The sequence below is a fragment of the Flavobacterium frigidarium DSM 17623 genome, assembly GCF_000425505.1.
Lineage (GTDB): Bacteria > Bacteroidota > Bacteroidia > Flavobacteriales > Flavobacteriaceae > Flavobacterium > Flavobacterium frigidarium.
The window spans coordinates 213,127-235,968 of the sequence record NZ_AUDO01000009.1 but is presented as its reverse complement, the minus strand read 5'-3'; the positions used below and the strand labels follow the sequence as shown (position 1 = coordinate 235,968).

Sequence of the window (22,842 nt, the reverse complement as noted above, 5' to 3'; positions counted from 1 at the left end):
ATGAATATCGATAACAAAAAGCATTATTTAACTGTCAAAGATCATTCTGTTTCAAAGGAAGTTTTTGAATTGTATCGTGATGAAGAATTAGATATGTTAATGACATATCCACAACCAAGTTTAGATGTTCTTGGTAAATATTACGAAAGTGTCGATTACATCTCGCATACAGATTCCAAACGTAGCTTATTCGAAAAGGCATATCATTTGGTCAAAAATATTGCATTAAAAAATAAGCTAGATTTAATCAATTCTTTGCAAAAAGAAAAAGGATCAATATTGGACATAGGAGCAGGTACTGGTGATTTTCTTTCTGTTGCAGAAAAGTATGGTTGGAAAGCAGTAGGAATTGAACCAAGTACAAAGGCAAAAAAAATTGCATTAGAAAAAGATGTAAGTTTCGTTAACGAGACAAATGAATTGGCGAGTCACTCTTTTGATGTAATTACCATGTGGCATGTATTAGAACATGTTCCAAATTTAGAAGAACAAATAAAAGAATTGAAAAGACTATTAAAGCCTTCGGGTTCTTTAATCGTTGCGGTGCCAAATCATAAGTCGTATGATGCACAATACTACAAATCTTATTGGGCCGCTTACGATGTTCCTATTCACTTTTGGCATTTTTCAAAAAAAGCAATTAAAGAATTATTTTCGAAAGAAGGTATGGAATTGAAAAAAATCCTTCCAATGAAATTTGATTCGTTCTATGTGAGTTTACTTTCAGAGAAATATAAAAACGGTAAAATGAATTTTATAAAAGCATTTTATATAGGATTGAAATCAAATATTAAAGCAAAGCGTAAAATGGAGTATTCATCACATATTTACGTGCTTGAAAATAGTTAAAATGATTTAAACAGCTGTTTAAGGCCTTTTTTAAGTTCAAAATAGCTTGTAGTATGTCCAAAATTAAAATTCACATTAAAACGTTTTATATTAAGTCAGTTTTCATAGTCATTTATAATGATTTTTTATAAAACAATAAGTTATTCTAATAGTAGAAAATAATCACAAATAATTAAGTTTTTTAGGTTACTACCTTATTTTTTATATTTTTGTCCTAAACACTTTAAATTACAAAAGAAACCAAAATGAAAAAAGTATTATTTATTATCGCAATTTCATTATCAGCAATTGCTTGTAACCAAACTGCAGAAGTTAAAGAAGTAAAAACTGCTTATATTGATACTTCGGTATTAATGAAAGAATACACGGAGGCAAAAGATTTAGAAGCAAAATATAAAGGGCAGTCAGAAGAAAAAGGGAGACAACTAGAAGCAGAGATTAATAGGTTTAAACAAGACGCTGCTAACTTTCAAAAACAAGCACAAGCTAACGGTCAAGAATGGGCTCAAAAGCAAGGTGCTGAATTACAAAAGAGAGAGCAACAATTAAGCTATGCTCAACAATCATTAGCGCAGCAATTGCAACAAGAAAGTGGTGCTGAAATGGATACACTAGTTTCTGGTGTTAAAAAGTTCATCAAAGCATACGGTAAAGAAAAAGGCTATGCTTATATCTATGGTACAGGTGATGCTGCATCAGTTTTATACGCTGAAGAGAAATATGACATTACAAAAGAAATTATCAAAGCATTAAATGACAAATACAAGTCAGCTGCTAAGACTGAAGATAAAGAAGAAAAAGAAGAAACTAAAAAGTAATAGTTTTTTTTAATAACAAGGCCTCCATTCTCATTTGTAGAATGGAGGCTTTTTTTGTTTTGTAGACTCTCAAAGTAACATTCTTTAAAATTATCTTACATTTACATTCTTTATAATTTTAAACTTATACCTAGTTTAAGTTTTTATTTTAACTCATTTTTCAAATGCAAACGATCTCTGAAGCAGCTGCTTATACTTTACAATTTATCAACCAAACGCAACGTTCTGTATTTTTGACTGGAAAAGCGGGTACTGGTAAAACCACTTTGTTACGCGAAATTATCGCAACTACACATAAAAACACTGTTGTGGTAGCTCCTACAGGTATCGCAGCATTAAATGCAGGTGGGGTGACTATTCATTCCATGTTTCAGTTGCCGTTTGGTGGATTTATTCCTGCGTTTGGTGTTGACTCTCAATTCACAGACACAGTTAAATTTGAATCTAAAGATACTTTGCGTCGCCACTTTAAAATGAGCGGACTCAAGAAATCGGTGATCCGTAACATGGAGCTACTCGTTATTGATGAAGTGAGTATGCTACGTGCTGATTTACTCGATGCAATGGATTACATGATGCAAACGGTACGTAAAAAAGCAACTCCTTTTGGAGGTGTCCAAGTTTTATATATAGGAGATTTATTACAGCTTCCGCCAGTAATTAGAGATGAAGAATGGCGAACATTGCGAAATTACTATAAAGGGAAATTTTTTTTCCATTCGCATGCTGTCCAAATTGCACCGCCCTTGTATATCGAGTTATCAAAAATCTACCGTCAAACCGATACTGATTTTATTTCTGTATTAAATAATTTAAGAAATAATACTATTACAGCCGCTGATGTTGCCGCCTTAAATAAATATGTAAAACCTGATTTTGACTTAAAAGAAAATAAAGGCTACATCACGTTAACGACTCACAATGCAAAAGCTGATGCTATGAACGCCCAAGCTCTTACAGATTTAAAAGGGGAGTTAATAACCTACAATCCTGATATCGTAGGTGATTTTCCAGAAAAGATTTTTCCTATTGAAGAGCGCTTGCAATTAAAGATTGGCGCTCAAGTTATGTTCGTTAAAAATGATTTATCATCCGAAAAAAACTATTTCAATGGTAAAATGGGTATTATTAAATCTCTTGGGATGCAAGAAATCACTGTGCATTTTCCTGAAGAAGATAAAACTATTGAAGTCGATCGTTATGAATGGCAAAATATCCGTTACAAACTAGATCCTATTACAAAGGAAATAGAGGAGGAGGTACTAGGAACTTTTGTACACTATCCTATTAAGTTGGCTTGGGCCATTACGGTTCACAAAAGTCAAGGGTTGACTTTTGACAAAGCAGCAATTGATGTTTCGCAAGTTTTTATGCCTGGACAAGCGTATGTTGCTCTTTCACGATTACGTTCATTAGAAGGGCTTATTTTACTATCTCCATTAAGAATGAATGGTATTTCTAATGATCAAGATGTGATGGATTATGCGCAAAATAAAGCCACAGACGAGTTACTTAAAAACTCGTTACATTTTGAAACTAAAAACTTTATTCATAACTATTTGATTAACAGTTTTGATTGGGCAGATTTAGCTCAAGAATGGCGCAATCATAAGTACAGTTATACGGATAGCGCTATAGCATCCGGTAAATCGAAGCATGCAAATTGGGCCAGCAAGCAATTAGAAGCGATAGATTCATTGGTGGATCCTGCTCGCAATTTTATCAAGCAGCTCAACAAAATTTTCAATACCGAAACGGTGGACTTAATTCACGTATCTGAGCGAATACAAGCTGCCTATGATTATTTCTTCAAACCAATGGACGATTTAGTTTTTGAGGTACTTTGGAAAATAGAAGAGGTGAAGAGAATGAAAAAAGGTAAAGCTTTTTTTGACGAACTTACTATTTTAGAAGAGCTGCAGTCAAAGGCAGTTTTGAAATTGATGAAAGCAAAATTATTAATCGAAACAGTGGTGGCAGGGGAGACAATTTCGAAAGAAAAATTAAGCTCAGAAGAAATAAAAAAATACATTTCGAGAAAAACAGAAGCGATTCAAAATCAGTTCAAGGACAGTCATGTAACTTTGATCGAAGATGACGTTGATGCCAACCGTTACACTTCCAAAAAAGCTACTAAAAAGCCAGCCAAAAAATCGACCGTACAAGAAACGTATGAGCTTTGGGTAGAAAAAAATTCAATTGCGGATATTGCTACTATTAGGGTGCTTACAAAGCAAACTATCTACTCACATTTTGTACAATTGATACAAACTAAAGCTGTGTCTATTAATGAAGTTTTACCCGAAGATAAAATAAAAACATTAGCAGAAGCTTTTCAAGGATATAAGGAGGAATCTTTAAATACCTTAATGGAAAATAATAGCGATAAATTCACTTGGAACGAAGCAAGAATGTACAAAGCAACTTTAAATTAATTTTCAGGAAGATGACGTCCCAATTCTCAATAATAAATGTTCCCGCTATACACTTCAATCTTGCGGGGCATAACGCCAGCCCCGCAAGGATTTACAATGCTATCGGGCTTATTTATGACGACAAGTTATTTATGTAAATTTGCCATTTTAATAGGCATTAGCACAGCTATCATAAATGAGGGAATAAAAGTTTCAAAGCCTGAACCCCAAGAAAATACTGTATTTTTGCAGGATGTTAAAAAATATTCGTAGTTCTCAGTTTGAATTTGTTGCATTAATGGCCTCTTTAATGTCTGTAGTAGCTTTGGCAATTGATGCCTTATTGCCTGCTTTAGACATTATTGGTATCGATATAGGTACTACAAATGTGGTCGACAACCAGTTGCTAATAACCATGATATTTCTAGGATTGGGTTTTGGTCCGCTAATATTTGGTCCATTGTCAGATAGTGTGGGGCGAAAACCCGTTGTTTATGTGGGATTTGCGTTATTTATAGGGGCAAGTTTTATTTGTGTAAATGCCACTAGCCTAGAAGTAATGGTTTTAGGCCGCATTCTTCAAGGAATCGGTCTTTCGGCCCCCCGCACGATTAGCATTGCCATCATTCGCGATATGTACAGCGGCGATCACATGGCTAGAATCATGTCCTTCGTCACTGTCGTTTTTATCCTAGTTCCAGTAATAGCGCCGGCCATGGGGAAATTTGTTTTGGATTACTACAACTGGCACGGTATCTTTTACATCCAGGTTTTAATAAGTTTGTTAGTTTCACTTTGGTTTTGGAGGCGCCAACCAGAAACTTTGTCTGTCAATAACAAGAAAAAATTTTCAATAACAGGCTTCACAAGTGAATTTAAAGAACTTTTCAGGTTTAAAAGAACAATTGGTTATACCGTTATTTCGGGTTTTATAACGGGCTCTTTCATGGTTTATCTAAGCAGTTCTCAGCAAATTTTCGAAAATCAATACCAACTCAAAAATGAATTCCCTCTTATTTTTGCTGGACTAGCCATCGCAATAGGAGCAGCCGTATTCTCTAATGGAGTTCTTGTAATTAAATACGGAATGGAAAAATTGATTACAGTCGCCTTACTTAGTTTTTTTATTGTTTCGGCCATTTATGTGGGGCTGTTTTTTAATGATTCAAATCCTGCTGTTGGTGTTTTAATATTATTTTTTGGTCTGCAGTTTTTCAGTATCGGATTTCTATTTGGTAACGTGCGCGCAATGGCTATGGAACCAGTAGGTCATATCGCTGGGACAGCGGCTGCGGTTACAGGATGTATTTCTACTATTATGGCGGTTCCTATAAGTATTTTCATAGGTAGGTTTATCACGACCACAGCTTTGCCATTATTTATAGGCTTTTCGATTTGCTCAGCATTAGCATTAACGCTACTTTTCTACTTGAAAAAGAAAGAGAAAGCGATTTAGTTAATGTACTAAAGTGGCATAAATTATAGAAACTAAAAAAACCGAAAGAGTGCTTTATAACTGGCATCCTTTCGGTTTCTTTATTTGAATCAATAATGGTATTCTTAATCAATCATAAATTCTAATGCTTTATTTTACTTGTAATAATGCTTCTGCTATGCTTTGCTCTCCCTTAATAATTTCAAATGTAGCATTGTTAGCAGTTTTATCTTCTAATGACTGTACTAAGGTTTGAGCAACATCAGCACGACTAATTTCTCCTCGTTTGTTTAATTTAAGAGCTAGTTCGATTTTAGCCACTTGCTCTTCATCAGTTAAAGTTCCTGGTCTAACGATACTATATTCTAGGCCGCTTTTTTTCAAATATTCGTCGGCGTTGTGTTTTGCTTTTAAATAATCTTGTAGCTTTTCAGCTTCTTCAGGACTATCTGCTCCCATAGAACTAAGCATCACAAATTTTTTCACGTTAGCTTTCTTAGACGCATCAATCATTTTCTTGGCGCCATCTTGATCTACACCTATCACATCTTTACCGCCTGAACCAGCAGCAAATATTACTCGATCGATACTGCTATCAAATACTGAGTCAACATCATTTGTAAGATCTCCTAAGACGGTCTTTATATTTTGATCTTTAAAATAAGCTTGTTGCTCTTCTTTTCTAACCATTGCAATCGGGTTAAAATTTTCAGATTTATGTAAAAGGGCTATGATTTTTTTTCCGGTGGTGCCGTTTGCACCTGCTACTAATATATTTTCCATAACCTAAAATTACAAAAATAGGGAGTAACACGCTTTGCTTATTTTTGATTTAACCTGACTTTAATAGTATTTAACATTCTTTAAGAGGAATAGCTTTAATGTTAATTGCATTCAAATTTCCAAAACAACTTTAATCGACTTTTTCCAAAGTAAATGAATTTAATATGGGGTATTAAATACGAGATGCACATATTATAGGAGTTGTAAAATAATGTTGTATACCTTTAAAAATAAGTGTCTTAAACGGTAAAATGTTAAATATTACTAAATTGTTTTTTTATTTCAAAGCATCTGCTTAGTTTTGCATAAGAATTAAACGAAAGATGGCAAGAGCAAAACAATATAACGAACAACAAGTGATAGAGAAAGCGATGTCTTTGTTCTGGCGCAATGGGTATGAAAGTACTTCCGTTCGTATGTTGGAAAAGGAAATGGGTATCAATCAATTTTCTATTTATGCTAGTTTTGGAAGTAAACACGGCGTGTTCCTTGAAAGTTTAAAATGTTATAAAAGCAAAATCAATTCTGTTTTCGAAAAATTACAAAACGGAACTGATGGCGTCAATGACATTAAAGCATTCTTTTATGATTCAGTCGAAATGCCTGCTAAAATGGGAGAATTAGACAACAAAGGTTGCTTGTTAACAAATACATATAATGAGTTTGCTAATAACGAAGACCAGCTAATTCAAATACAAATGAAGGAATTTATGGATGACCTGAAAACGGTATTTATTCAAAAATTATCTGTAAATAGTTTAAAAGATAAAGCGACTATTGAGAAGCAAGCAAATTATTTATTATTAGCAAAACACGGTTTGGCTGCCGCGTCACGAGTAAACAACAAACAAGAAATAGACGATTATATTGAATTAACATTCAGTAACATCTAACTATTTTTTTAACCATAAACTAAGCTAGTGCTTAGATATATTTAACACAATTATAATCTTTAAAAATCAATATTATGACAACATTAAAAGTTCACACAATCGAATCGGCTCCAGAAGAAAGCAAAGCATTGTTACAAGATTCACAAAAAGCATACGGAATGATTCCTGGATTGCACGGTGTATTAGCTGCATCTCCTAGTGCTTTAAAAGGATACCAAGTATTACATGAATTGTTCACAAATACATCTTTCAATGAAAATGAATTGACTGTAGTATGGCAAGCAATCAATGTTGAGCACGCATGTCACTATTGCGTTCCAGCACATACAGGTATCGCTCACATGATGAAAGTTGATAACGAAATCATCGAATCATTACGTAACGAAACACCACTTACTGACGCTAAATTAGAGTCTTTAAGAACATTTACTTTAAGCATGGTTCGCAACCGTGGAAACGTTTCTCAACAAGATTTAGAAGCATTTTACGCTGCAGGATATGGTGAGCAACAAGTATTAGAAATCATTTTAGGTTTATCTCAAAAAGTGATTAGTAACTACACAAACCACATTGCAAACACGCCAGTTGACGCTGCATTCCAAAAATTTGCTTGGGAAAAAAAATAATCAATCACTAGATAGATTCCTATAAAACCTTATTTTAATTATTTGGGCAGCTTTTCCGCCTTCCGTTCCCGCTTTTTTTGTTGCGCTACGCTCCATAAAAAAGAGCTCCACTCAAGTCGGGCTGCGGGATTGCGCGGCAGGAGGATTATTCGATAATTAAAATAAGGTTTTTTTATAACTTTATAATAAAAACATCATGATAAAAGTAAGCGTAATGTACCCTAGCGGTGCTGATACAACATTTGACTTAGATTACTATAAAAATTCGCACCTACCTATGATTTCAGCTGCTCTAGGAGACGCTTTAAAAGGTATGGAATTAACTGTTGGTTTAGCTGGTAGAGCGCCAGGAGAAGCAGCACCTTATACGGTGATTGTTGATTTGAAATTTGATACTATGGAATCTTTTCAAGCATCGTTCTTTCCACACGCTGAAACATTTGCAGCAGACATTCCTAATTATACAAACGTAAAAGGAGAATTACAAATTAGTGAAATCGTTTCTTTGTAATTAAGTAAACAAGTTTCTATTTCACGATCTAAAATCACTATTTATGAAAATAGAAACAGTTAACATCGAAGAAATAATAAACCACAGTATTCAAAATATTTTTAGAACAGATACTAGCAAGCCTGGTTATGTACTTTTTGATTTTGGTACACAAATTAGCAGTTCAGCATTTAGAGCTGTTATGATTGGTTTAAAAAATGGTTTGGCGACTTTTATTCAAGAACGATATAACAAGCAGCTCGATTATCAGTGGCTGGGAAGGTTCGATCAGCAAGTAAACACGCCATATCATTTAGATAACGCTTCAGAGCAATCTATTTTAATGTTAGGTTATGAACCTAGCGACATTGAAAGTGAATTGTTCTTAGCCGATTATGATAGTTATTATCACAGTAATACAAAGGGAATAGAAAAGGAGGGAGCGTTGTACGAACCCATAATTCAAGAGTCAGATGCTGATATTTTACCTTTTAGAGTTAAACTAGATCCATTCGATAATACGCACTTCAAGCTAGTGGTTATTAATAATAGCAATTCAAAGAGCAATCGAGAAATGTTAGGATTATATCATAAAGCAACAATAATTGAACCTGACTTAAATAAGAGTAGAGTAGTCAATTCAATGATGCTAAATTTCATCCCAATGAATGACAAATTAAAGAACGTGATTGATGAAGAGCATTTTATTAATACCACTTTAGTAAGTAAATAATCAACATCAATGTATATAGCAAAGGCGATTTAGAATTATCTAAATCGCCTTTGTTGTTTAATCCTATTTCGCGCATTTTTAAGGGCAATTTTATCAATTACAATAAACTAAGTTACTTGACAACTTTTGATCGCTCTGACAGTCTAAAATTATACTTTACACGTTTACCGCTGTCAATTCTAAGAATGCTGAAAATAAAAAACCTCCAAGAGCAAATTGATGCTATTGGAGGTTTTTAAATATCTTATTAATTATAAATTATAACGCTTCAATTAAAACCCAAGCTTCAGGGTTTTTACTTTCATGTATTTCACGTTTTGCTTTTTCAGCTTCGGCTAGAGTGGCATAACTTCCGTACACTACTGGATATAGACCGTGTTTGTTTACATTTAATAAACGGGCCTTGAATCCTTCGTTAGATAATTTCTTATAAATTTTAACTGCATTTTGCTCATCTCTAAAAGCACCAGCTACTACATGATAGGGCAACTTACCTTCTTTGATAGAAAGCGTTACCGCAGGCATTGGGCTTTTGATAAAAAATGTCGCTTCTTGAATTTTATTTTCTACTTGCTTTTGAACTGCTGATTCAACTAAAACAGTTTCATTAGCAATTTGCTGCTGGTAAACAGGATATCCTATACTTCCTGTAAGTCCTAATCCTAGAACAAAAATAGCAGCATATTTCATGTAAGAACGACCGTTGCTTTCTTCTTCCTCGTAAACAGGCAAAGCAATTGGTGCTCTTTCAACAATTTCAGCAGGTTCTTCTAATTGTGTTTCTCTTTTTACTACAGCCGATACAAATGAATCTAAACCAAAAGAACTTGACAAATAATTTGTTTGATTCGAAGGTTTAAATACGATGTTGCGATCTGCGTTGAGACGCAAAGTTCCAATGTTGATTAAAACAAGAACTTCATTGTTCTCCAACGCTCTTTTCCATTTTACAACTTGGTACTCGATTGCATTTACAGCATAGTTGTATGAAATTTTTTCACTAGATGCGATGTGGTTTGCAAGTAGCCCGTCGTTGTTTTTCAAATTAGTATTGAAAGAAATCATTTTCTTAGGTGGGAAAAATGAATTTGTGCTCTCAATCCATTGTGCAGACTGTGTTTCGGTAAGGAAAGCTCCTAAACCTGGCACGGTAACACATTGATAGCGATAGAGTAGTTGTGATATGTAAGAGTCGATGTTCATAGATACAAAGTTAGGTAATGAAAATAGTTATCAAAATTTTATTCACAATTTTTATTAACAATTCCCATAAATTATCTATATATTTCAGCACCAATATTTTAACATGACTGAACAAGATTTATTTTATTTATTAGCATTACAAAGAATTGAAGGAGTTGGCGATATAATGGCCAAAAAATTACTTACACATTGTGGTAGCGCAGAGGCCGTTTTTAAAGCCAAGAAATCGCAACTAGCGGCTATTGATGGCGTGGGAACTAATTTATTGAAGAATTTAAATGATACTTCTGTTTTCGAAAAATCAACAAAGGAAATGGCTTTTATCAACGAAAATAATATTAACGTTTCGTTTTTTCTTGATGATGATTATCCTGATCGATTGAAGCATTGCATAGACGGTCCCTTACTTTTATTCTCTTCTGGAAATATTAATTTAAAGGATAGAAAAATAATTAGCATCGTGGGAACGCGTCAAATCACAGCCTACGGAACTGAGTTTTGTAGAAAACTCATTGAAGATCTGGCTCCTCTAGATCCAATAATTGTAAGCGGTTTTGCGTATGGTGTAGATATCGTTGCACACCAGCTAGCGATGGAATATAAATTACAAACAATAGGAGTGGTGGCACACGGCTTAAATCAAATATATCCCAAAACGCATAAAAAATATGTTGCAAGAGTAGAGGAAAATGGTGGATTTATGACTGAATTCTGGAGTACAGCTAATCCTGATAAGGAAAACTTTGTAAAAAGAAACCGCATTGTTGCCGGAATGAGCGAGGCGACTATTGTAATAGAATCAGCAGATAGGGGAGGTTCTTTAATTACCGCTAATATTGCTAATGATTATAACCGAGATGTGTTTGCAGTTCCAGGTAGAGTGACCGATAAATACAGTCAAGGTTGCAATAACTTGATTAAAACCCAAAAAGCAAATGTGCTTACAGGTGCAGCCGATTTGATTTACATTTTAAATTGGGACATCCAGAAAGAAACGCAACCGGTACAAAAACAACTGTTTGTTACTTTAGAAGATGACGAGCAAAAAGTCTACGATTACCTTTTAAAATCGGGTAAAGAATTGATGGATATTATCGCTCTTCATTGTGAATTTCCTATATATAGAATTTCAGGAATTTTATTAAACATGGAGTTAAAAGGAGTGGTGCGGCCGTTGCCAGGGAAATTGTTTGAAGCGATATAAAAAACCCCTTTCTATAAAAATAGAAAGAGGTTGTAATAACTGTGCCCACAAAATAAAAAGTATAGGCAGCCTTTAAATTAGATATGGAACAGCAGCTATATAATTGAAAATAATGGCAGTAGGGTTCTGAAAGTGGTATTTATAATAAAAAGTACTCCTTAGTTTTTACAGTGATTAATTCCTTGTTATCAACAATGATATCATGATTTTCAAACTCATTACGATACTCATTAACCATCTGGATTAGATTTTGTTCAATGGTGTTTGCAATTGCTGTGACTGGCGTATCGGTGGGTTTATTTTCAAAAGGATCTTGCAAGTGAATAGCCATTTTTTCGATCAAGAAAAAAGCAGAAGCAATGGTAGTGATTAATGGCACGGCAAACCAACTCAGCAAACTAATTAATCCAAAAGGTAACAAAATGATAAATAAACAAAGTGTAAACCGAATGTAAATACTATAAGTTGTTGGAAACACTGTATTTTTAATACGTTCACATTTTCCCATAGCATCACACAATCTTGTTAGTGTATTGTCTATCTCTACCTGCTGATACGTGGTTATTTTTTTATCTTGTAAAGCTTTGTACAAATCTTTTGCATGTAAGACTAACAAAGCATTAGGTATGTGTTTGTGATTTTTTACAAAATTCAATTCATTCTCTGTTAATAGTTTTTCAATTGGTTTAATCGCATCGTCATTTCGCAATGATTGCCCTAAACTATAGCACCAAGCTATTTGTCTTTTGGCAAATTTTTCTTTAAAATTAATTGCTTCTACAGAGAAGTCAGGATCTTTATAAAATGTAATCATTTGTCTCACGAGAGTTCTTGATTCATTGACTATCGCACCCCAAACTATTCTGGCTTCCCACCAACGATCATAGGCTTGATTAGATTTAAAAGCTAATAATAGCGAAATAATAGTTCCTATAATGGCGGGAACGGCAATGGGTATTTCGACGTTAACATTTATAAAATAATGATGAAATATTTCGAATAAAATAGTGTAAGTAATCACCAACGCTAATTCGACTTTTATTTTTCCAAGTACGTATCGCATTGGAATTCTTTTTTTTAATAGCATCTTGTTTAATTTTTAGATTGTAAGTAATCATTACACCAACTCTTCATAAAGTGATAAAACAGGAAGTCCTATTTTTTGATTTAAATCGTCACTTTTATTCTTCTTAAATTTTACTTTTTGGTTCATGCGTGTTTGAACAAGCATGTCGATTTTATATTTAGAAATTGCTTCGTTTATATAAGGAATCGCATCTTCATAATGGCCATTTTGATGTGTTGTCTGGCTCACGATTTCGAGTGGGAAATTGTCATTCAAGAAATTTTGAACTGATTCTAGTGTAATCTTGCCATTGTTTTCTTTTATAAAGAGCGCTTTGCTGCAAGTTTCGGCATTGTGATCTACATTGAGGTGTAGAATAGGACATCTTTGCTTTGTTGCCAACTGCAGTAAATATTGATTAATTTTCTTCGATTCTTTTTGGTACGAATTAGGAAAAATAATAAGATTGATAGCATACAATTCGATGAGACCTTTAAAAATTAAGGTAGATAGTCCACATTGATTGTGAATTTTTAGCTTGCAATTAGTAGTGGTGTTAACCAGCGCTCTGCAATTTTCTAATATGTTTTCTTGATTTGCACTTATTTGCATTCTCATTTCGCGTAAAAATTGCGAGGCAGAATAGGTGTCAGGTGACTCACATACAAACAGGAGTACAATCTCACTGTCAGCGTTTTTTGACTGGTAGATTGCTGCGTTAACTGCTGCTATTGTATCGGGAGATAGTGTCGTAGGTATAAGGAAATTTTTCATAAGTATGGTTGTTTATTTATACTTACAAATTACTTGCTCCTACCTTAGAAAGGCCTTAGTTTAAAATTAGAATTTTCTAAGAATCAACATTAGAATTTTTAATGTTGGATTTTTTAAAGACGATAGTAACAATAGTCCCTTTCTCTTGTTCTGATTGTACTTGCAGTTCTCCGTTGTGCATTCGAATAATTTTCATAGCTAGCGGCAGCCCTAAACCATAGCCATTGTATTTTGCTGCAATTTTACCTCTAAAAAAAGGTTCGTACAAATGAGGAATGTCCTCTGGTGGGATTCCTATACCAATGTCGTTAATTGCAATTTTTATTGTTTCGGTATTGGCTGTAAGCATTACGAATACTTCGTTATTATCAGAATATTTTACGCCATTAGTGATAATATTATTAATCGCCAGTTCTAGTAGCGGTTTATTGCATGGAATCAATAACAAATTAGAATCTTCAGGAGCAAAATTAAGTTTAACTACTACACGATTATCAGGATATATTTTATCAATATCTGATTTTACTTCCAGTAATAATTCATCAATTCTTGCAATATCCTGCACTTGCTTTTTACCGTCGTATCCAGTTTGGGTTAATTTTAATAAACTCTCCGTGAGATTACCTAATCGGGAAGCTTGATTATAGATCGTACTTAAAGAGTTGATATATTCTTCGGTTTTTCGATCTTTTAAGAGCATTATTTCTGCTTCGGCAATAATGGTAGTGATTGGGGTTTTTAATTCGTGAGAAGCATTATTTATAAAGTTGGCTTGTATTTCAAACGAAGTCTCTAATCGATCTAACATACCATTAAAAGTAGCTGTCAAATCAGAGAGTTCAGGTGAGTTTTTAACCTGAGGCAAACGATTGTGCAAGTTTGAGGCACTAATTCTTTGTACTTCTTTTGTAATTCTAGCTACAGGATAAAACACCCTACGAGCTAAAACCCGACCAAAAAAGAAAGCCAGTAATAAAAAACCAATACCACCAAAAAACATAATACGAACAATAAAAACCAAAGTGTTTTTACCCATTCTATCTCTAGCAGCGACAATTACAATATATTTCTGATCGTTTTCAGTAAAAATTTGGCCTAAATAGTATTTGTCATCAACCTCATACCAGTCTCTCCCAGATTGTAGGATGTGTGTATAAAATTCATTAGGGACATCAAGATTGACATTATATTCAAAGCTGTTTTCACTATTTACTTTTAGTACAAACTCTTCTTCTTGAATAAGCTCTTCAAGTCCGTTCTTTTTTAAATTGCTATAGTATCTAATTTTCTCGGGATCATTTTGAAAATGGATAGACGCGACAATTTTTGCTCTATCCTCAAGGCGTTTTAAAAAATGATATTGGTTGTTTTGACGGAACATTATAAACACCAGCACACAAAGGAGTAAGGTGCTAAAAGTGGATAATGCAACGTAAGTGAATGTTATTTTTTTTCGAATATTCATATTATAATTTAACCACATAACCCAAACCTTTGATAGTATGAATTAGTTTTTGATCGAATGGTTTGTCAATTTTTTTTCTCAAGTAGGTGATATAAACATCCACGACATTGGTGTTCATATCAAAGTTAATATCCCATACATTATCTAGAATTTGCTCTCGGGATACGATCATGTCTTTATTTTTAACTAAGTAAAACAACAGTTTGAATTCCTTAGCTGTCAACACAATCACAGTACCTTCTCGCTCAACAGTTTTGGCTTTAGGATTAATTTTTAAATTACCTATTTCAAGCACAGATACCGTTTCTACTTGTTGATTTGCTCTCCTATGCAATGCTTGAATGCGGGCTTCTAGTTCACCAAATTTAAATGGCTTGGTGAGATAATCATCAGCACCTGCGTTCAAACCAGTCACAATATTTTCTGAAGTTCCAAGAGCGGTCAAAAGTAAGATGGGAACAAAATTCTTTGATGCGCGAACTCTTCTACAAATTTCGATTCCGTTTACGTCAGGAAGCATGATGTCTAGAACAATGGCATCAAATCTATAATTAGCAATCATTTCAAGTGCTGTTTTACCATCAAGCGCAACGCTAACTTCATGATTAAATTCAGTTAATCCTTTTCTAAGTATAGCTAATAAATGAGGTTCGTCTTCGACAATGAGCAGCTTCATAAAAGTTGAGGTATTATTTACAAAAATAACAATTGGTTTACAATAACATAGTTAGCCTCTTAAAATTGTGATTATATTAAGAATGGTTCTATTATCAATATTTATAAATCTGAAAAGTGTAAATTCAAGATGCTAATTTTAATAATAGTACTATTTAAAAAATTACAGATGTAATGATCTTACAAGGGATTTACACAACCAATCGTTTAATTAAATTCTCCATTAGAACTTGTCTCAAACACAACTTAACCTTAAACAATAAACCCCTTTCTATCCGAAAATAGAAAGGGGTTCAATATAATTTAAAATACTATTTTAAAGCGCTTCAAAACTTAGTTTTACTCTTACTTTTGCAAGCACACCATCAGCAACTAATGATGCTTTTTTAGCACCAATTTTTAATAAAGCGTCTACTTCAGGAAGGTTGTTGATGTAGTAACTGTACTTTTCTCTTTCTGTTTTGAAAGTCTCACAAAGCCCTGTTAGCTTTTGATGAAAAATAAGTTTAGATCCGCCCTACTTTTAAATTAGAATACGTCTATATGAATAATTATTTTAATAAATTATGTCAAATTCTGAATATGTTTCCATCGTTTTCCAATCTCCATTTACATTTTTCATTAATACTGCACCTTGTGTTGTATGTCCAAAATAAATACCAATGTTAAACGTTCTAAAGAACAAGAATGCATATTTATTATTTGTAGTTATTATTGGCCTTGATATTTCCAGCAATTTATTACCAAAATGCTTTTCAAATAGGGCAGTCCCGTGTATATTAATATTTTTTGTGTCAGCTAAATCAAATTTAAGTCTTTTAAAATCTTTTTTTTTCCATAATTGATTGACAGTGTCATTTGTATATTTTTCTTTTAATTTTTCAATATCTATAATAGAAACCGGCCATTCGAAAGGAGGGTTTGAGTTCGCCCTAATTCTTATTTTTTCTCCCAAACGAATATCTTTATCTTGATACGCTTTCTCATAAAAATACAAAGGTAGCGTTCGATTAATTGGTTGTTTCACTAATACGCTGATATCTTGTGTATTTGAAAACTTTTCACTTATAAAACTATTTAAAACCCTCTTTTCTATTTTAGAAGAGGTACAAGAGAGTAATAATAAACTGAAAGTTAAATAGATTATTTTTTTCATATTTTTAAAATTTACTTACACGCAGTTCCTTTAGGAGTTGCTTCTCCTCTAGGAGTATTACTATCTTCAGAAATTCGATTATTTTCTATTCTAGTTCTTTTTATACCTCCTTTTGGGTACTTGTCGTCAAAGTATTGTAAACCAAACAAAGTTGACATTGCAATATCATCGTAAAATTGTGATGATGAACCAGGTTTAAATTCCTGCAAAATTGCCGCTATTATAGGAACATAGTTTTCAAACATTTGTGCATGTTGTGCATCAATTTTTCCAACATAATTTTTTGTTGCATATTTTGCATACAAACAGTCATAATTATCGTAAGCGCATGTATCTCCATTGTTATGAAAATCGTCAAATAGAGCTTTGAAATGTGCATGTATTAATTCATGAATTAGCACTGCTGCTATCGATAAATCGGTAGGTCGAATAGGATTATTGGGTGTGCCTTTTATATATGCTTCACTTATTGTTATTAGATAATTATTTTTACTAATTGTTTCAGTTTGTGCAAGAGAACTCATGTCATTAGGATTTCCTAAGACTATTTTTATATTATAAGTTCCGTCAGTTGGGGTTCCAAATTTCTCAAATATACAGGCAATATCACTATGAGTTAATTTTTTAAGTTTTTCAAGAATAGCTTTAGTACATTCATCTAGTTCAGAGTCATCAATATTGTCTTCTATATAGTTTGCTACACCTTCATCTTCATCTTCATCTTCATCTTCATCTTCATCTTCATCTGTTGGTGTTACTGGACCACCTCCACCGCCACCATTTCCATAGTCCCAATTCATACTGGAGCCATCACTCTCAGATCCGGTGTCAGCAAAACCAGTATACAATGACATAAAGTTTATGGAATTTCTAGGATTGTGGTAATAGTTTGTGACAATCACAACGTCATAATCAGTAAAAGTAACACCATCAATAATTATATCTTTACTTGTGATGGCAGTGTTTTGATTTTTCTTGATATATTGGGCAATAATAATGCCCTCTTTTACTTTATATCCATTGATGAATGAACCATTTAAGTTTTGCATTAGTATTTTTCCAATAAATGATGCAGTAGTAGTGTTGTCGTCTGGGTACATCGTAAAAGCTACTGATTTTAGTTCTTTTTCTATCTTTAATAATAGAATTCTACTGCTTGCTTTTTCCTGTTTATTTATAATTGGAATTACCGTTAACAACTGATTAGTATAGGTGATTTTTTCTTGCGAAATCTGATCGAAATGAGGTTGTAGTGTTATTTATTTTCCTGTTTGCGACGAAGTAGTTACATTGTTTTCTCGTAGAAATGAAATCGCTTCTAACACGCTTACAGTTTCAATGCTAGCTTGGTTTTTAATAGTCTCTTCTTCTACTTGACAGTTAGTGAATGTAAGTGACATGATTAATGCGAGCAAGAAGTTGCCAAATGGCTTAACCTTGACTAGCTTGCGTTTGGTTCATGATCAGTTTTTAAAGTTAAAGTAATTTTTTAATACTTTTGCTAACAAAGTAACGGTTCCTAGCACGGAATCACAATACCCACTTTTAATGATTTTTCAGGAATGTTTTAAATCTGAAATGAATGGTTGTGGACTGATGTTTTCTTGAGAAAGTTTTTGATAGCATTACTCGTAAACACAAATAAATCGCAAATTCGTAAATTATTTAAAACATAAATAAGCTGCGAATTTGCGATTTGACTTTTATACTATTCTAAAGCGCTTCAAAACCTAATTTTACTCTTACTTTTGCAAGCACACCATCAGCAACTAACGATGCTTTTTTAGCACCAATTTTTAATAAAGCGTCTACTTCTGGAAGGTTGTTGATGTAGTAATTGTACTTTTCTCTCTCTGTTTTGAAAGTCTCACAAATTAATTCAAACAATGCTTGTTTGGCGTGACCGTATCCGTAGTTTCCGCCTTCATAATTCGCACGCATCGCTGCTAATTGCTCTTCACTTGCCATTAAGGAATAAATTGCAAAAGCATTGCAAGTATTTGGGTTTTTTGGGTCTTCTAGTGGCGTACTATCTGTTTCTATAGACATTACTTGCTTGCGCAATGCTTTATCATCAAGAAATATATTAATCAAATTATTTGCCGACTTACTCATTTTTCCACCATTTGTCCCTGGAATCAACATACTGTCTTCTTGAATCTTAGCTACAGGAATGACAAATGTTTCACCCATTTGGTGATTAAAACGAGACGCAACATCACGGGTAATTTCTAAATGTTGTAATTGGTCTTTTCCCACGGGTACTAACTCTGCGTCATAAAGTAAAATATCTGCTGCCATCAACATGGGGTAAGAAAATAATCCTGCATTTACATCGTCTAAACGATCCGACTTATCCTTAAAAGAATGCGCCAATGTTAAACGTTGAAAAGGGAAAAAACAGCTTAAGTACCAAGATAATTCTGCAGTTTGAGGCACATCTGATTGTCTATAAAAAACCACTTTATTAACATCTAGTCCACATGCAAGCCAAGCTGCTGCAGTGCTATAAGTATTTGTTCTTAAAGTTTCTCCGTTTTTTATTTGAGTAATCGAATGTAAATCAGCTATAAATAAAAATGATTCGTTTTTAGGATCCTTTGATAATTTAATCGCTGGAATAATTGCTCCCAATAAATTGCCTAGATGAGGTGTCCCTGTACTTTGAACACCAGTAAGTATTTTTGCCATTGTATTTTTTTCTTGAAGGCAAAGTTCGCAAAGTTTTTTCTTTTTTAGTTCTAAAATTTAAAAACTTAGCCTTCTTTTATAAGTTTTCCTTGAGCCACTTCCACATTTCTCCAAATTTAATTTTTTACACGATAATACTATAATGCAATTGGACATCTAAAAATGAATCAAGTTGCTTTGACGAAACCTAAAAAATGCTTGTCAATCCAAATTTTGTAATTATAATAACTTTTGTTTCCTTATTTTTGGGCACATGAAAGGAATTAAGATTATTTTTTGGACCCTGTGGCGTGTTTGGTTTTATGTTGTAATGGCAATTCCAATTTTGGTTATGTTGCCCTTTTTAATCCTATCTATTCTTTCAGAGAAAGGCTATCCTTATTTTTTTAAAATGGCGAGGATTTGGTCTAAATTCATTCTTTTCGGAATGGGATTTCATTATAAAATTGAACGTGAAGAGACCTTAGATCCCAATAAAAGTTACATGATTGTGGCTAATCACACTTCAATGACTGATATTATGCTAATGCTAGCAGTGATAAAAAATCCGTTTGTATTTGTAGGTAAAAAAGAATTATCTAAGATTCCTTTGTTTGGATTTTTCTATAAACGAACATGCATTCTTGTGGACCGAAATTCCTCAAAAAGTCGCTTAGAGGTTTTTAACCAAGCACAAAAACGTATAAAAAATGGCTTGAGCGTGTGTATATTCCCTGAAGGTGGCGTTCCTAATGATGAGTCTATTGTGCTAGATTCTTTTAAAGATGGTGCTTTTAGACTGGCTCTTGACCATCAAATACCTATCGTTCCAGTAACTTTTCCAGATAATAAAAAGCGCTTTTCTTTTACCTTTTTTAGCGGAAGCCCAGGATTAATGCGTGTTCACGTAGGTAAAATTATTGACACAAAAGGTAAAACCAATTTAGATCGAAAAGACATTAGAGAGGAAGTAAGAGCGGTGATTTTAAATAAACTAACCGATTTTAAAATTGGTAACTAACTCCAGAATATAAGCCAATGAATACTGGTTGAAAATTGTTGTTATCTTTCGAAAAAGTATTCAATTGGTATTTTAACATCGGTTCAAAATTAAGCTGAAAGGACTTCATGAATTGGTATTTAAATCCCAAACCAATATTTGTACTTAGATGCACTTTATTTAAATTGCTAGCTTCTCCAAGAACCGTATTTGCTTGAGGTGTTACTAACGAAATTTCGTTTTCATTTAAAAACAAGGTGCTAAAACCCCCAATTACATTGATTCCTACTTTTCTATCGACAACGGCGTACGAAATCTCAAATGGCACTTCATAATATCCCATGAGCTGGTTCAAATTACCCAAATTCGTCTTTTGAACTGCAGTTATAGATGGTGACAAATTGTTGAAAGTAGTAGCGTTCTGTAGTTCGATAGGTTCACTTGTTTTTTGTCTAATGTTTGACATGGCATTTGAGGCTAATCCAGCTGTAAAATAGACATCATTAGTGTTGTACCCTAGTATTACTTTATTAATCCCGGTACGAATCTTAATTTTATCGTTTAAAGCATATTTCACTCCTAGTCCATAGCTAATGGTATTGTCGGCAGTTTTTGTGTTACTTGACAATTCACTGTCAATAGGTGAGCCACCTGAGTTAGCGTTGAGGTAAATAGGAGCAACGTTGGGCGATATTTCCCATTTTTTAGTATGTACTACTGCTTTTTTCGAGTTTTCAGTATTTGCTTTTAATAGTTCTTCTAGTGCATTAGGAATAAAAGATTCTTCATTTTCTAGAGCGGTGGGTTTTGTTGACGCGATTGCTTCGTTTCTGTTTTGCTCAAATTTATCCAAATTTCCAACTGCTTCCTGAGCTGTTTTTTCATCAGCTAAACTGTTTACTAACGCCTTGCTTTTGTCTTTTTCATTCGAAAATTCAGTAGTAGTAGCAGCTAGTTTTAACGAGTTGCTAGCTCTGTATTTTGCGTTGGATGATTTTGATTTTTTAATTGCTATTAGCTGTGCGTTTTTTCTAGTACCCACTTCAGCGATACTGTCCTGATTATTTTCTTGAAATATTACAGCTTCTTTATTTTCGACCGCTGTGCTATTGTTTTTGATAGGTTTATTTATGACTGTATCATCTTCAATAACAACAGCATTTGAAGTGTTGATTGTCACACTTTCTTGATTTTTAAATAATAAAAAGCCCAAAATAAACACGGCTGCGATTCCCGCATAGCGAAACCATATTGGAATAATAAAACGATTCTTCTTTTTACTATGTAATTCTTGAGAAATTGCGTTCCAAGTTTGAGCATCAGGAATTGCCTCAAAATCTTTGAGCTTTTCTTGAAATAATCGATCGATGTTTTTGTTCTCTTTCATTCTGCCGATGATGCTATATTAGTTTCTATTCGGTGTTCTAATTTCTCTTTCAAAATGAGTCGTGCTCGATGTAAATTTGATTTTGTTGTTCCTGTAGATAGATGCAACATTTCGCTTATTTCCTTATGCGAATAGCCATCTAAAACGTATAGGTTAAATACAATTCTATACTGCTCGGGGAGTTCTTGAATGATTTTCATCAAATAATCGAGTGGTACATTATCTTCTTCTATTGTAACAATCTCATCAGGAATCTCATCAGAAAGTACTTCCATAAACCGAACGCCTTTAAATTTTTGAAGTGCATTATTGATCATCACTCTTTTTGCCCATCCTTCAAAAGATCCTTTACCAGAAAATTGTTCTATTTTTTTAAAGAGTAATATAAAACCATCTTGTAAATTATCTTGAGCATCAGCGTAATTACTGGAATACTTTAAGCACAACCCAAAAAACTTTTTAGAGAACAAATGATACAATTGTTCCTGAGCTTTTGGATTGTGCTTTTTACATTCTTCTATTAGCTGATCTAATATCACAGAGTTATTTTTTATTCAACAACTTGAAATTCAACTTCATCAAAGGTATCTTTTTGTTCTGCGTCTTTTCCTTTATAAAATTTAAAAATGAAAGTACCTGTAGTAGTTGGTTTAAAATTGAATTTAGCTTCAGATAATTCTGGAAGTACATCAGTACACACTTGATTGTCATCAGTCATGGTTTGAATAGCAATAGTTCGTGTATTATCTTTGATATCATAGTATATTCCTTGAAAAATGTAACAAGGCGTAGGGCGTTGATATTTAAGAGTAATTTCATAGGTTTCGCCCACTTTATAACTCTCAGGAAGTACATAACTGGCAACTGGCAATACTTGATAACTGTATGAGTTAGTATTGTCGTTGTCTAAGCTGCAACTTGATAGTGTGGTAATAATGGCTAGAAATAAAAGTAATTTTTTCATGATTGATTTTTAAAATTAGTAATTAAAATAAGATGCATCTTTTCTATAGATACTTTATATTTTAAAAGGTTGCGTCGCCATTAAAAAAATAATGAGTTAAAAAGTGTTCTTGGCTAAAAACCTGTGGAATTACTAATTTTAATTTTCGAAAAAAAGCGCATAATAACTAATTTTAAGTATCATAGTTTTTGAAAATGAGATTATTAAGTTTTAATTATTTTCGAATAAAAATTAGAT

At 33.2% G+C, this 22,842-nt stretch carries 23 protein-coding genes; 10 read left to right on the top strand and 13 right to left on the bottom strand.

Features of this window, described 5'->3' with window-relative positions; genetic code table 11:
* The 4 genes from H603_RS0107260 to H603_RS0107240 all read left to right on the top strand — a co-directional run bounded on the left by H603_RS0107260 (position 1) and on the right by H603_RS0107240 (position 5,537).
* Positions 1-849, top strand: coding sequence for a class I SAM-dependent methyltransferase (locus H603_RS0107260; RefSeq protein ID WP_026707959.1), 849 nt, complete (start codon positions 1-3; stop codon positions 847-849).
* A gap of 245 nt (positions 850-1,094) precedes the next feature.
* Entirely contained in the window at positions 1,095-1,667 is a 573-nt protein-coding gene (locus H603_RS0107255) for an OmpH family outer membrane protein (protein ID WP_026707958.1), read from the top strand.
* Positions 1,668-1,831: 164 nt separating this feature from the next.
* Positions 1,832-4,102: a helix-turn-helix domain-containing protein gene (locus tag H603_RS0107250; protein ID WP_026707957.1), complete on the top strand. Its 2,271-nt coding sequence runs from the start codon at positions 1,832-1,834 to the stop codon at positions 4,100-4,102.
* Positions 4,103-4,334: 232 nt separating this feature from the next.
* Complete coding sequence (locus tag H603_RS0107240; RefSeq protein WP_026707955.1) at positions 4,335-5,537, top strand: multidrug effflux MFS transporter; 1,203 nt, start codon at positions 4,335-4,337, stop codon at positions 5,535-5,537.
* A gap of 129 nt (positions 5,538-5,666) precedes the next feature.
* Here the strand turns inward: H603_RS0107240 and H603_RS0107235 are convergent, their stop codons facing one another.
* The gene (locus tag H603_RS0107235) at positions 5,667-6,299 is read right to left on the bottom strand and encodes an SDR family oxidoreductase (protein ID WP_026707954.1); all 633 of its coding nucleotides are present in this window, start codon (positions 6,297-6,299) and stop codon (positions 5,667-5,669) included.
* Between the two features lie 323 nt (positions 6,300-6,622).
* Between H603_RS0107235 and H603_RS0107230 the strand changes: the two genes are divergently transcribed.
* From H603_RS0107230 to H603_RS0107215, 4 genes are all read left to right on the top strand, one after another.
* The gene (locus tag H603_RS0107230) at positions 6,623-7,192 is read left to right on the top strand and encodes a TetR/AcrR family transcriptional regulator (RefSeq protein ID WP_026707953.1); all 570 of its coding nucleotides are present in this window, start codon (positions 6,623-6,625) and stop codon (positions 7,190-7,192) included.
* Between the two features lie 74 nt (positions 7,193-7,266).
* Positions 7,267-7,818, top strand: a complete 552-nt coding sequence (locus H603_RS0107225) for a carboxymuconolactone decarboxylase family protein (RefSeq protein WP_026707952.1) — start codon at positions 7,267-7,269, stop codon at positions 7,816-7,818.
* A gap of 196 nt (positions 7,819-8,014) precedes the next feature.
* Positions 8,015-8,329, top strand: coding sequence for an EthD family reductase (locus H603_RS0107220; protein WP_026707951.1), 315 nt, complete (start codon positions 8,015-8,017; stop codon positions 8,327-8,329).
* Positions 8,330-8,372: 43 nt separating this feature from the next.
* The gene (locus H603_RS0107215; RefSeq protein ID WP_026707950.1) at positions 8,373-9,041 is read left to right on the top strand and encodes a hypothetical protein; all 669 of its coding nucleotides are present in this window, start codon (positions 8,373-8,375) and stop codon (positions 9,039-9,041) included.
* Positions 9,042-9,299: 258 nt separating this feature from the next.
* On the opposite strand, the gene H603_RS0107210 is transcribed toward H603_RS0107215, so the two are convergent.
* The gene (locus H603_RS0107210; RefSeq protein ID WP_026707949.1) at positions 9,300-10,244 is read right to left on the bottom strand and encodes an HU domain-containing protein; all 945 of its coding nucleotides are present in this window, start codon (positions 10,242-10,244) and stop codon (positions 9,300-9,302) included.
* A 103-nt stretch (positions 10,245-10,347) separates the two neighbouring features.
* Between H603_RS0107210 and dprA the strand changes: the two genes are divergently transcribed.
* Positions 10,348-11,448, top strand: a complete 1,101-nt coding sequence (gene dprA, locus H603_RS0107205) for a DNA-processing protein DprA (RefSeq protein ID WP_026707948.1) — start codon at positions 10,348-10,350, stop codon at positions 11,446-11,448.
* A gap of 139 nt (positions 11,449-11,587) precedes the next feature.
* Here the strand turns inward: dprA and H603_RS0107200 are convergent, their stop codons facing one another.
* The 8 genes from H603_RS0107200 to trpS form a co-directional block, all read right to left on the bottom strand.
* Positions 11,588-12,535, bottom strand: a complete 948-nt coding sequence (locus tag H603_RS0107200) for a bestrophin family protein (protein WP_026707947.1) — start codon at positions 12,533-12,535, stop codon at positions 11,588-11,590.
* A gap of 30 nt (positions 12,536-12,565) precedes the next feature.
* Positions 12,566-13,288, bottom strand: coding sequence for a hypothetical protein (locus H603_RS0107195; protein WP_026707946.1), 723 nt, complete (start codon positions 13,286-13,288; stop codon positions 12,566-12,568).
* 76 nt (positions 13,289-13,364) lie between these two features.
* Positions 13,365-14,753 carry a sensor histidine kinase gene (locus tag H603_RS0107190; protein WP_026707945.1) on the bottom strand — a complete coding sequence of 463 codons (1,389 nt, stop codon included), beginning with the start codon at positions 14,751-14,753 and terminating at the stop codon, positions 13,365-13,367.
* Between the two features lies 1 nt (position 14,754).
* Positions 14,755-15,429 carry a response regulator transcription factor gene (locus tag H603_RS0107185; RefSeq protein WP_026707944.1) on the bottom strand — a complete coding sequence of 225 codons (675 nt, stop codon included), beginning with the start codon at positions 15,427-15,429 and terminating at the stop codon, positions 14,755-14,757.
* Between the two features lie 555 nt (positions 15,430-15,984).
* A complete protein-coding gene (locus tag H603_RS0107180; protein ID WP_026707943.1) occupies positions 15,985-16,584 on the bottom strand; it encodes a hypothetical protein in 600 nt (199 codons plus the stop codon).
* 11 nt (positions 16,585-16,595) lie between these two features.
* The gene (locus H603_RS0107175) at positions 16,596-17,684 is read right to left on the bottom strand and encodes a hypothetical protein (RefSeq protein WP_169628287.1); all 1,089 of its coding nucleotides are present in this window, start codon (positions 17,682-17,684) and stop codon (positions 16,596-16,598) included.
* Between the two features lie 159 nt (positions 17,685-17,843).
* The gene (locus tag H603_RS17440; protein ID WP_157510413.1) at positions 17,844-17,984 is read right to left on the bottom strand and encodes a hypothetical protein; all 141 of its coding nucleotides are present in this window, start codon (positions 17,982-17,984) and stop codon (positions 17,844-17,846) included.
* 313 nt (positions 17,985-18,297) lie between these two features.
* The gene (gene trpS / locus H603_RS0107165) at positions 18,298-19,275 is read right to left on the bottom strand and encodes a tryptophan--tRNA ligase (RefSeq protein WP_026707941.1); all 978 of its coding nucleotides are present in this window, start codon (positions 19,273-19,275) and stop codon (positions 18,298-18,300) included.
* Positions 19,276-19,528: 253 nt separating this feature from the next.
* Here trpS and H603_RS0107160 point away from each other — a divergent pair, with 253 nt between their 5' ends.
* Positions 19,529-20,275 (top strand): lysophospholipid acyltransferase family protein, encoded by a 747-nt coding sequence (locus H603_RS0107160; protein ID WP_026707940.1) that lies wholly within the window; start codon positions 19,529-19,531, stop codon positions 20,273-20,275.
* Here H603_RS0107160 and H603_RS0107155 read toward each other — a convergent pair.
* The 3 genes from H603_RS0107155 to H603_RS0107145 are packed head-to-tail and all read right to left on the bottom strand — an operon-like array spanning position 20,259 to position 22,605.
* Positions 20,259-21,641 carry a hypothetical protein gene (locus H603_RS0107155; protein ID WP_026707939.1) on the bottom strand — a complete coding sequence of 461 codons (1,383 nt, stop codon included), beginning with the start codon at positions 21,639-21,641 and terminating at the stop codon, positions 20,259-20,261. The genes H603_RS0107160 and H603_RS0107155 overlap by 17 nt on opposite strands.
* The gene (locus H603_RS0107150) at positions 21,638-22,180 is read right to left on the bottom strand and encodes an RNA polymerase sigma factor (protein WP_026707938.1); all 543 of its coding nucleotides are present in this window, start codon (positions 22,178-22,180) and stop codon (positions 21,638-21,640) included. The genes H603_RS0107155 and H603_RS0107150 overlap by 4 nt, the downstream gene beginning before the upstream one ends.
* Positions 22,181-22,191: 11 nt before the next feature.
* Positions 22,192-22,605, bottom strand: a complete 414-nt coding sequence (locus tag H603_RS0107145) for a hypothetical protein (protein ID WP_026707937.1) — start codon at positions 22,603-22,605, stop codon at positions 22,192-22,194.
* Between the last annotated feature and the right edge of the window lie 237 nt (positions 22,606-22,842).